At 60.0% G+C, this 11,304-nt stretch carries 5 protein-coding genes, 1 tRNA gene and 2 rRNA genes (1 of these 8 running past the window's edge); 2 read left to right on the top strand and 6 right to left on the bottom strand.

Translation table 11 applies throughout. The features are described 5' to 3' along the window. The first annotated feature begins 97 nt into the window (after positions 1 to 97). Both ACXAEH_RS16130 and ACXAEH_RS16125 read left to right on the top strand, forming a co-directional pair. A complete protein-coding gene (locus tag ACXAEH_RS16130) occupies positions 98 to 1,294 on the top strand; it encodes an MFS transporter (protein WP_475034186.1) in 1,197 nt (398 codons plus the stop codon). A 25-nt stretch (positions 1,295 to 1,319) separates the two neighbouring features. Next, positions 1,320 to 2,036, top strand: coding sequence for a type 1 glutamine amidotransferase (locus ACXAEH_RS16125; RefSeq protein WP_475034184.1), 717 nt, complete (start codon positions 1,320 to 1,322; stop codon positions 2,034 to 2,036). A gap of 60 nt (positions 2,037 to 2,096) precedes the next feature. Here the strand turns inward: ACXAEH_RS16125 and ACXAEH_RS16120 are convergent, their stop codons facing one another. From ACXAEH_RS16120 to ACXAEH_RS16095, 6 genes are all read right to left on the bottom strand, one after another. After that, entirely contained in the window at positions 2,097 to 4,145 is a 2,049-nt protein-coding gene (locus tag ACXAEH_RS16120; protein ID WP_475034183.1) for a molybdopterin-dependent oxidoreductase, read from the bottom strand. Positions 4,146 to 4,277: 132 nt separating this feature from the next. Next, the gene (locus tag ACXAEH_RS16115) at positions 4,278 to 4,610 is read right to left on the bottom strand and encodes a hypothetical protein (protein ID WP_475034181.1); all 333 of its coding nucleotides are present in this window, start codon (positions 4,608 to 4,610) and stop codon (positions 4,278 to 4,280) included. 502 nt (positions 4,611 to 5,112) lie between these two features. Next, positions 5,113 to 7,212: a calcium-binding protein gene (locus ACXAEH_RS16110; RefSeq protein WP_475034179.1), complete on the bottom strand. Its 2,100-nt coding sequence runs from the start codon at positions 7,210 to 7,212 to the stop codon at positions 5,113 to 5,115. Between the two features lie 469 nt (positions 7,213 to 7,681). Further along, positions 7,682 to 7,796 (bottom strand): 5S ribosomal RNA (rrf, locus tag ACXAEH_RS16105). Positions 7,797 to 8,004: 208 nt separating this feature from the next. Next, positions 8,005 to 10,833, bottom strand: a 23S ribosomal RNA gene (locus tag ACXAEH_RS16100). A gap of 418 nt (positions 10,834 to 11,251) precedes the next feature. Beyond that, positions 11,252 to 11,304 (bottom strand) — tRNA-Ile (locus ACXAEH_RS16095) (it continues 24 nt past the right edge of the window).

Raw genomic sequence — 11,304 nt, 5'->3', positions numbered from 1 at the left:
ACCCAGCTCCGCAATCTGCGCCGGCCTGGCCCCTCCAGCGGGCCAAGAATGCATCCGCTCCGAAACACCTCCCCCTGAAAGAAGAGGAGACAGCCTGATGCCCCGGCTGACCATGTTTGCACTGTTCTATCTGGCCAGCTTTCTGCAGGCCGGCGCCTATGGGCTGACCTTCCTGCTGCCGCGCCTGTTCGAACGGTTCGGCGCCAATGAAAAAATGGTGGGGCTGATGCTGTTCGTCACCGCAGTTTCAACCCTGGCGACGGTCTATTTCGCAGGCCATTTGTCGGACCTGTTCGGCCGGGTCCGCACCCTGGGCGCGGCCTGCCTCTGCATTGCGGCTGCTTTGGCGGCTTACGGTATGGCTGACGGCGCCGGGGGGCTGCTGGTTTTTGCCAGCATCACGCTTGGCGCCGGCTGGGGGCTGACCTATGCGCTGTCGCCGATCGTGCTGACCCGCTTGGTCCGTACAGAGGAGCGGGTGCGGTACTTCGCGCTTCTTTCCGTCGCGGTGATGGCCGGTTTCGGGCTGTCGCCGGTGATGGCCGCCATGATGGAGTCCGCCGGTCTCACGGTGAATGACGCCTTCTATGCCACGGCTGGCCTCTGCACGCTGGCAGCGTTGCTGTTTTTTGCCGTGACCGGCGCAGTGCGCCACTTTTCCGGGGGCGCCGGCCCCGGGACCCGCTCCTCCCTGTCCCTGTCCGCCGTTGCAGCCGTTCTGCGCTCTCCCGCCAGATTGCCGGTCATCATGGTTTGCATCGGGGCCAGTGTCTTTGCCGGCATGAACAACTTTCAAACCGTTTTCGCAGGCGAACGGGGACTCGATTATGCGGGTTACTTCCTCGCTTATACCATCACCGTGGTGGTGTTCCGGGTTGTGCTGGCGCGGTTCAAGGGCGGCCGGAACCCCTATCTGACCATCGCACTGCTGCAATTTGTTATGTGCGCCGCCGTGATGCTGTTCCTTGGCAGCGGCAGCAGCCTGCCTGCTTATCTGGCGACTGCCTTCCTGTTCGGGATCGGCTACGGGGTAAGCTATCCGGTGCTGGCGGCAATGGCCGCCAATGACGCCAAACCGGAACTGCTGCCGCAAACCCTGCAGGTCTTTGCCCTGACCTATTTCATCGGGATCTTCGGTTTCCCTCTGCTGGCGGGCTGGATGATTGTCGAGATGGGCTCTGCCGCACTGCTGGTCCTGGTGGCGGTTTTGGCCGGGATTGAGGCCACCATGGCGCTGATCCGGGCGCTGTCCGTACGCTCCGCCACGGCTGCAAACGCGGCCAATCCGCGGTAATCTTCTTCAACAGGAAAGGAAGCCAATGAAACTTCTCGTTTTTCAGCATGTTGCCTGCGAGCATCCGGGCTCACTCCGGACGTTTCTGGAACGTGACGGTATCGAATGGGATGTGGTTGAGCTGGATGAGGGCGGACAGATCCCCGACCTGGCGGACTACAGCGCGCTGTGGGTGATGGGCGGCCCGATGGATGTCTGGGATGTCGAAGAGCACCCCTGGCTGATCGCCGAGAAGGCCGCCATCCGCAGCTGGGTGCGCGACTTGAAGAAGCCCTACCTGGGCCTGTGCCTGGGCCATCAGTTGCTGGCCGACGCCTTGGGCGGCACCTGCGGCCCGCAGCGACCGGCCGAGATTGGCGTGCTGGATGTGGAGCTGACAGAGGCGGGCCGCGCCGATCCGCTGATGCAGGGGCTGCCGGCGCAGCAGAAGTGCCTGCAATGGCATGGGGTCCGGGTGGCGCAGGCTCCGGACGGGGCCGAGGTTCTGGCCAGGTCCCCGGGTTGCCCGATCCAGGCCATGCGGATCGGCACCAACGCCTGGTCGATGCAATACCACGTCGAAGTGGAGCCGGACACGGTGGACAATTGGGCGGCGATCCCAGCCTATCACGAGGCCTTGGTGAGTACCCTGGGCAGCAATGGAACTGCTGAATTGCGGGCGGCAGCCAGTGCACAGATGCCGCAATTCCTGAAGTCTGCCGAAGCACTCTACGGCAACTTCATGCGGGCCGTCCGGAGCTGACGGCGCTGCGGCGCGGGCCTTTCCAAGCCTGCGCCGTCCGCGTATCCAGCACCGGAAAACTCAGCCGGCTTTCACATCCACAAAGGTTTCGTTGTAGCAGGCGCCATCTTCAACATCCGTGCGGATATTGGCGGGGATCAGCGCGTTCACGGTAAATCCGGTCTCTGACGTCGCCCGCCAGGTCCCCTTGGGAGAATACAGCACGCCCGGCCGCGTGGCATCACTCACCTTCAGCTGCAACGCCACCTCGGCCTGGCGATTCCAAACGGTCACCTTCTGCCCGTCCTCCAGGCCTTTGGCCGCCGCATCCTGCGGGTGCATTTCGACAATTTCCGGCCCTTGCGAGGCGGCATGGCTGCCAAAGGTGGCATTGGTGCGTTTATCCGAGCTGGGGGTGATCAGCACAAAGGGCTGGTCTGGCTGCACTGCCTCATAGCGCGGCACGCCAAAGCCGAACCGGTCCTCGTACTCCTGACTGAACAGTTCAATCCTGCCCGATGGCGTGGCCGGCATCACCGTCTTGCACATGACCATCGGCGCGCTGTCTGCGGCCGTCATCTCAATTGCCTGATTGACCGGAATCTCACTGGGCCGGAGTCCTTCCAGCTGCGGGTGCGCAGCGTCGATGGCTTCATCGATCAGCTGTTTGTCAGTGGCCTTAAAGACCGGATCATCATAGCCGAAGCGCGCTGCCAGCCGGCGAAAGATCTCGGTGTTGGGCAGGCTTTCTCCCACGCATGGGATAACCGGCTCGGCCCTTTGCAGGTAGTTCTGGCCATAAGCGCCGTAGATATCGTCGAACTCGAAATGGCTGGCGGCGGGCAGGATCACGTCGCACAGCGCCATACTGTCGGTCATGGCAACGTCACAGCCCGCGATGAACAGATCTTCACGCATCAGAGCTTTGAGCAAATTGGCCTGATCCGGATGGGTCGCGACCGGGTTGTGATTGTAGATCATCGTGGCCTTGACCGGCGGATCCAGCGTCTTGTCCTGAAGCTTTTCGGCCAGGTCGACAATGTTGAAAACCCGGGTCTCCGGGTGCATCAGGTGATTGCCGTGCAGCCGGTCCTGCGTCTTGGGCGTGGCAATGCCGGATTTGGCGAGAACCCCGGCCCCCAGCCGCCCGTGGTGGCCGGTGAGCGCAGGCAGCGCCATTGCCGCCCGCAAGCCGGAGCCGCCGGAACGGCCCCGCTCGATGCCGTTGCCAAAGGAACAGGCCATAGTCCTGGCCGCCTGAACCAGGTCCGCCAGCGCGTGGAATATACCGGCCGGAACACCGCAGATGCGCTCAACCGCCTCCGCGCTGTATTGCCGGGCCTGCGCCATATAGGCATCAAACCCATCGACCCATTCAGCAATGAAACTGTTATCCAGCGCGTTCCGGCGTTCCAGCTCAGCGGCGAGGCCCATGGCCAGCACCACGTCGGTGCCAGGCTTCAGCTGGATATGCATGTCGCATTGCTGGGCGATCTTGATCCGCTTGGGGTCGATGATCACCAGTTTGCCGCCCTTGGCCCGCATCCGCTTCAGCAGCGGCGCCAGGTGCAGGTTGGACACGGTGACATTGTTGCCCCAGACAAGCACCAGGTTCGAGTGCAAAACCTGCATCGGCGGCATACCGGGTGCGGCACCGAACAGGCTGGCATAGGCGCCGCCCCGCACCGCCCCGCAAAGCGGCCCGCGGTTCAACAGGGTCGCCCCCATCCTGTAAAAGAACCGGCGATCCATAGAGCCCGCCGCCAGCTCGCCATGCGGCCCGGCATAGTTGAAGGGCAGCACGGCTTGCGGGCCATACGCCGCGATTGCCTGGCTGAAGCCTTGGTGAATCTGATCCAGCGCCTCTTCCCAGCTTATCCGCTGATACTGCCCGGAGCCCCGGGGGCCGGATCGTTTCAGCGGGTGTTTCAGCCGGGCCGCCCCGTGCACGAAGTCAGGGTAATAGCGGGCGACCTTGTTGCAGATCACGCCATCGGTGAAGGGATTCGCAAGGGACCCCTTTACACCGGTAACCTGGCCGCCCCGGGTATGTACGGTCAGGCTGCAGGTGTCCGGACAGTCCAAGGGGCAAACACTGGGCAAGCATTCTGTGGAAGCTGACTGGGTCATCGCGGGCCTCAGGAAAATGGTTTCGCCTGAGGTTACCCCGGAAAGGAGGCCTTTCCGAATATCCAAAAACTAAGAAAATGGACAGGCCAATTTGCCACGGCCGGCTGTTTCTCCAGCAGCCAGCCGCAAGCCCTACGAGCGCAGCAGCACCTTGCTGGAATTCAGCGCCTGGGCAATCCGCTGGTAGTGCACCGCAACGTCGCTGGTGCCCTCGGCCGAGCGCAGCAAAACCGTTGCGGTTTCATCGAGAATGGCCAAAGCCTTGGCATTGATTGCTGCGGCAGTTTCCGGCTTCACCGCAGCGACCGGGCGGCGGGATGCCTGGTTGTCTCCCTGTACGGTGATTTGCAGACGCGGCTGGCTGTTGTCGCGGTTCTGGCGGGACAGGTCCGCCAGGCTGTCCGCCGCTTCAGCCAGCGCCTCCCGTGCGGCTGCGTAATCACCGCGGGCCGGCAGCTGCTTCACCAGCGCTTTCAGCTCCTTGGCCAGGCAATCAGTCCGGTATGCCGGGCCAACAGCCCCGCAAGCAGCTGTTGAAACGCTGATCGCTGCAACAACGCTGCTGGTCACCGAATTTGAAACCGAAGCGGGCCCGGCGGGCCCAGCCGTGCCGGTCTCGCCACGGTCAGCGGCAGTGCCGCCGCCGCCGGACACCCCACCGGATGACGTGCTCCCGGCCGGGCCGCCGCGGACTTGCGCCAGGTGAACATAACCCGCAATCCCGCCTGCAAGTACTCCACCTGCCGGAGCAGCCGCGGCCGAAGCCATTGCCGGCGCAAGCACAAGCGCGGCTGTAAGCATACCGGAAAAAACCACTGTGTATCTCGGTCCGTTCATGGGAACCTCATTTCTTGCCTGCCGCCGCCGGTTCATCCTGCAGCTATGCCCGTTCCTGCACAAAGTGCCAAGCTGGAAGCAATCGAATGTCCGTTCCTTTTGTTTCCAGCCGCCAAATCTCGATCGCGTCCTAGCCGATCCCGAAGAAATTGTCAGACGTCAGCTCAACCTCGCCCAGGATCAGAACTTCAAAGTCTGCATCAAACAGCGAGCGCACCGGGTCCTCGCTGAGGTTCTCGGCTGTCAGCAGGACACCGTCATCATGGTCTTCAAGAGTGATGACGATCTCAAAGGGCGAGTCCTCTATGGGCGGCGTGATATCGAAACCACCCTCATCAAGCGACAAGCCTATATAGGCGTCCTCCACTGTGATCATACTGATGTCGATCTGGTCCGCGGTATCATCAAAGTCGGTTATGACGTCGCGCAGCGTTTCACCGGACCGGCTTTGAGCAAAGCTGTTGAACACGAAGACATCCGCCCCGGCGCCGCCGGTCAAGCTGTCCGTGCCCAGTCCGCCTGCCAGGGTGTCGGCACCGCCGCCGCCATTCAGCGTGTCGTTATCCTCACCGCCTGACAGCGTGTCACTGCCGCTGCCGCCAGTCAGGCTGTCGGCACCGGACCTGCCGTTCAGCTGGTCGGCGCCGTCGCTGCCTGCAAGGGTGTCGCTGCCATTTCCCCCGAACAAAGTGTCGTCACCATTGCCGCCGGTCAGTGAATCCGCGCCGTCATTGCCATTAAGCCGGTCATCGCCAGTGCTCCCCCGCAGAACATCATTGCCGGTTCCGCCGTTCAGCGTGTCATTCTCATCATCACCTGACAGCGTGTCACTGCCGCTGCCGCCATCCAGGCTGTCTTCACCGTCACCGGCATTGAGCCGGTCGGATCCGCCGCTTCCGAGAAGCGTATCATCCCCCTCGCCGCCAAACAGCGTATCGCCGCCGCTGCCGCCGGTCAGGGAATCCGCGCCGTCATTGCCATTCAGCCGGTCATTGCCGGTGTTCCCCCACAGAACATCATCACCGGTTCCGCCATTCAGCGTGTCATTGTCATCATCACCCGACAGCGTGTCACTGCCGCTGCCGCCAGTCAGGCTGTCCGCATCCGCCTTGCCGAAAAGCCGGTCATTGCCGCCACTCCCCAGAAGAGTATCCCGGCCTTCCCCGCCAAATAGCGTGTCAGTGCCGCTGCCGCCATTCAGGGAATCCGCACCGGAGTTCCCTGTCAGCCTGTCACTGCTGCTGCCTCCGCTCAGGGTGTCGTTGCCATCCCCTCCGCTGAGCGTATCTGAGCCGGACCCGCCATTCGCATCATCCCTGCCATCACCGCCGCGGAGAAGATCTGCACCTGCACCGCCCAAAAGCGTATCGGCACCGCTGCGCCCGTTCAAAGTATCGTTTCCGCCTTCACCGGCCAGCCTGTTATCCGCCCCGGCCGCACCATAGATCATGTTGTTCAGCCCGTTGCCGGTTCCCTCCCGGCTCCCGGAGAGGCTGCTGTTGGCCTCAAGGTAAAGGGCTTCCGCATTGTCCGTCAGGCGGTAGCTTGCAATCGCACTGCGCACCTCGTCCTGCCCCGCCCCCTGGCCTTCGGTCACCAGGTCATCCGCGGAATCGACATAATAGGTGTCATTGCCTGTGCCGCCCGCCATCCGGTCACCGCCCGTACCGCCGGCAAGCTCATCATTTCCGCTTCCGCCCTCCAGGCTGTCGGTGCCGCTGCCGCCCCGCAGGATGTCCGCCCCCTGGCCGCCCTCCAGGCTGTCAGCCCCCTCACCGCCTTCCAGCGTATCCGCGCCCAAACTGCCGGACAGCACGTCGCTGCCGTTGTTGCCCTGGATAAGGTCATCGCCGGACAAGCCATCGATCGTATCATTCAATTCCGAGCCGATGAAGGTGTCGGATCCGCCATAGAAGAGCTCCAGGAAGGCTTCAGTTGTGATATCCGGGTCCGCGACAACCTCATTGGCGTCAAGAAAAAGGCCGGTGACAGTGAACACAGGATCGGTCCAGCTGAACGGCTGGTATTGCCGGTATGACCCGATGGTTCCGGTGATCGAAAACGAGTTTCCCGATCCCACGATCAGCTGGAAGGAAGATCCTTCAGCCGCCGTATATTCGGCCTGAAAGCCGTTCTCGCCGGTGAACCGGATTCTGTCACTGAACACCGTGAACTGCGCCACGATTTCCGTGCCGATCGCAAAAGGTTCAAAAAATCTGATCGTCGCCATCCTGGCCTCACCAAGGTTTACCCGGTGCCAAAACTGCACCCTCCGAAGCCCCCGGCTGTACCCGGGAGAAAAAGCACAACATAATATTCCGGCCGGTGCCGTCTATGCTTTCCGTAATTTTAACTGAGCCGCGCGCAATCCTCTACGCAGCACAGCCGGACCAGCTCCGCGGCGGCCTGGGCGGTGCAAAAAGGACACCACAGGGTTGTGAGCAGGCCGTCGGCGGCCATTCGTGCCTGGTCGCGTCTTGTTGCGGGGGTTTCAGGCGCCGTGGGGTGATGGCGGGCTTTGCGCGGTGCCTGCGGCGGGGCGTATTTGGAACCGGAAAGAACCAGGGCCTCCGGACCCGCGGCCGCGCCGGAGGAACAGTTCCGTTTTCACGCCCGGGGCAAAAGAAACCCCGCCGCTGCGGAGGCAGGGCGGGGGTTTTCTGTTTCATCGTATAAGAGAGTTTTTTGGATTTTACTAGGTTTGGCGGTGACCTACTCTCCCAGGGCTTGAGCCCAAGTACCATCGGCGCGGCAGTGCTTAACTTCCGGGTTCGGGAAGGGACCGGGTGTTTCACTTGTGCTGTAGCCACCAAACCGAGAAAAATCCAGATGCCTTCGGCATTTGGATTTTCTCGGTTCGCGGTCGGCAGCGTGTTTACGAAGTAAATACGCGAGAGACCGCCCAGGAGTTATGTCACGAAGACGTTTCCAAATGCAGGAGGCAATACAATCAACATGTCCAAGTGTTTGTTAGGGATGTGTTTGCTTGTTTGGTTTTGAGTAACACTGTCTGTTACTGGATCAAATCAAGCCTATCGGGCGATTAGTACCGGTCAGCTGAACGCATTGCTGCGCTTACACCTCCGGCCTATCGGCGTGGTGGTCTTCCACGGCCCTCAGGGATACCTTGTTTTGAGGGGGGCTTCCCGCTTAGATGCCTTCAGCGGTTATCCTGTCCGATCATAGCTACCCTGCACTGCTGCTGGCGCAACAACAGGTCCACCAGTGGATCGTTCACCCCGGTCCTCTCGTACTAGGGGCAACTCCTCTCAAGTATCCTACACCCACGGCAGATAGGGACCGAACTGTCTCACGACGTTCTAAACCCAGCTCACGTACCTCTTTAAACGGCGAACAGCCGTACCCTTGGGACCTGCTCCAGCCCCAGGATGAGATGAGCCGACATCGAGGTGCCAAACACTGCCGTCGATATGGACTCTTGGGCAGTATCAGCCTGTTATCCCCGGCGTACCTTTTATCCGTTGAGCGATGGCCCTTCCACGCGGGACCACCGGATCACTATGGCCGACTTTCGTCTCTGCTCGACTTGTCAGTCTCGCAGTCAGGCTGGCTTCTGCCATTGCACTCAACGAGCGATTTCCGACCGCTCTGAGCCAACCTTCGCGCGCCTCCGTTACTCTTTAGGAGGCGACCGCCCCAGTCAAACTACCCGCCACGCAGGGTCCCGGATCCGGATAACGGACCGCGGTTAGACATCAAGAGTGCGAAGGGTGGTATCTCAAGGGAGGCTCCACCGGGACTTGCGTTCCGGTTTCGATGCCTACCACCTATCCTGCACATCACAATCCTGATGCCAGTGCGAAGCTGTAGTAAAGGTGCACGGGGTCTTTCCGTCTAACCGCGGGAAGCCTGCATCTTGACAGGCAATTCAATTTCGCTGAGTCGATGTTGGAGACAGCGGGGAAGTCGTTACGCCATTCGTGCAGGTCGGAACTTACCCGACAAGGAATTTCGCTACCTTAGGACCGTTATAGTTACGGCCGCCGTTTACCTGGGCTTCAATTCGGAGCTCTCACCCCTCCTTTTAACCTTCAGGCACCGGGCAGGCGTCAGACCCTATACGTCGCCTTGCGGCTTCGCAGAGCCCTGTGTTTTTAATAAACAGTCGCCACCCCCTGGTTTGTGCCCCCGGATCCAAGTTGCCTTGAACCCGGGCCTCCTTCTCGCGAACTTACGGAGGTATTTTGCCGAGTTCCTTCAACATCGTTCTCTCAAGCGCCTTGGTATTCTCTACCAGTCCACCTGTGTCGGTTTAGGGTACGGTCTGACAGGAGGGCTATTTCCAGGGACTGATCAGCAGCCCGCTCAATCCGATAAGAGCGAACTACCTTCACAATCCGTCACCACTCCACGGCCCAGGAATATTAACCTGGTTCCCATCGCCTACGCCTTTCGGCCTCGGCTTAGGGGCCGGCTTACCCTGCTCAGATTAGCTTTAAGCAGGAACCCTTGGACTTTCGGCGAGAGTGTCTCTCACACTCTTTGTCGCTACTCATGTCATCATTCTCGCTAGTGATCTCTCCACCGGATGGCTCACGCCCCGGCTTCATCGAAAGCCTCTCTCCTCCAATGTATCCGAAGATACTAAGGAGGAATGAGACTATGTCACACTACGCTCTGCTACCATGCACTATGTGCATCCTCGGCTTCGGCTCATGGCTTGAGCCCCGTTACATCTTCGCCGCAGGACGTCTTATTTAGACCAGTGAGCTGTTACGCTATCTTTAAAGGATGGCTGCTTCTAAGCCAACCTCCTGGTTGTTTTGGACATCCCACCTGCTTTCCCACTTAGCCATGAATTGGGGGCCTTAGCCGGAGGTCAGGGTTGTTTCCCTCTCCACTACGGGCGTTAGCACCCGCAGTGTGTCTGCCATCCAGTACTCCCGGGTATTCGGAGTTTGGTTAGGATCAGTAAGCCTGTGGGGCCCCATTACCCATCCAGTGCTCTACCCCCCGGGGTATTCGGATGACGCTCTACCTAAATAGATTTCGCAGAGAACCAGCTATCTCCGAGTTTGATTGGCCTTTCACCCCTAGGCACAGCTCATCCCGATCTTTTTCAACAGATGTGGGTTCGGTCCTCCAGTGCGTGTTACCGCACCTTCAACCTGGCCATGCCTAGATCACTCGGTTTCGGGTCTGATCCCACGAACTCATGCGCCCTATTAAGACTCGCTTTCGCTGCGCCTCCGCCTAGCGGCTTAAGCTTGCTCGTGAGACCAAGTCGATGACCCATTATACAAAAGGTACGCTGTCAGCCCTCAAGGGGCCTCCAACTGATTGTAGGCGTTCGGTTTCAGGTACTGTTTCACTCCCCTCGCCGGGGTGCTTTTCACCTTTCCCTCACGGTACTGGTTCGCTATCGGTCAGTAAGGAGTACTTAGCCTTCGGAGGTGGTCCTCCGGTCTTCGAACAGGATTTCACGTGTCCCGCCCTACTTAATACGTCCCTCAGAGCTTCCCATACGGGGCTGTCACCCGCTCTGGCTGCGTTTCCCAACGCATTCTGGTCACTCATCAGGCTCGGCTGGTCCGCGTTCGCTCGCCACTACTAACGGAGTCTCTATTGATGTCCTTTCCTCCGGGTACTTAGATGTTTCAGTTCCCCGGGTTTGCTCTTAAAGACCTATGTATTCAGTCCTTAAGTACCTGGTTAAACCCATTATTGATCACCAAAGGTAACAATAACGGACTTTCAGGTGGGTTCCCCCATTCAGAGATCCTGGGATCAAAGCCTATTCCCGGCTCCCCCAAGCTTATCGCAGGGTATCACGTCTTTCATCGCCTCTTACTGCCAAGGCATCCGCCAAACGCCCTTCTCGCGCTTGATTTGATCCAGAAAAAGACAGTGTTTCATGCCACGGTGCGGAAGCTGGTAAGAAACCGCACCCTTATTCTGAACCAAAAAGCAAACTATCCCGCTCCCGGTCATGTCGGTGACCAGGAACTTGTTGCATGATCGTCAGATCATGCGGGTTAGTGTACTTGACTTGGACAACACTGCCGTTTCAGCAAGGCAAACCAAGGGGCGTCTGAGGAAAGCGACGCGGTCCAAGGCTTGCATCATACCCGAAGGTAATCAGCACCTCACTGAGGCCTCTCCCACACTCGGGCGGCCAACAGTATTGTTGATTGTATCTCTCTAAACGATGTCAATTTTCGTCCGGTTGGACGTTCAAACCGTTCCGCAGAACCGCTTGAAGATCTAACCGATACGGCCATCCCCGCCCCTGCTTCCTTAGGGGGGGATGGTGGGTCGAGGAGGACTTGAACCTCCGACCTCACGCTTATCAGGCGTGCGC

Source organism: Leisingera sp. ABM4_060 (assembly GCF_056158765.1).
Note: the sequence above shows the minus strand (reverse complement) of the source record. Positions and strands in the feature narration are given on the sequence as shown.

Coding starts and splice junctions, on each gene's coding strand:
- ACXAEH_RS16110 (WP_475034179.1), bottom strand. CDS start 7,212: ATGGCGACGATCAGATTTTTTGAACCTTTTGCGATCGGCACGGAAATC.
- ACXAEH_RS16120 (WP_475034183.1), bottom strand. CDS start 4,145: ATGACCCAGTCAGCTTCCACAGAATGCTTGCCCAGTGTTTGCCCCTTG.
- ACXAEH_RS16125 (WP_475034184.1), top strand. CDS start 1,320: ATGAAACTTCTCGTTTTTCAGCATGTTGCCTGCGAGCATCCGGGCTCA.
- ACXAEH_RS16130 (WP_475034186.1), top strand. CDS start 98: ATGCCCCGGCTGACCATGTTTGCACTGTTCTATCTGGCCAGCTTTCTG.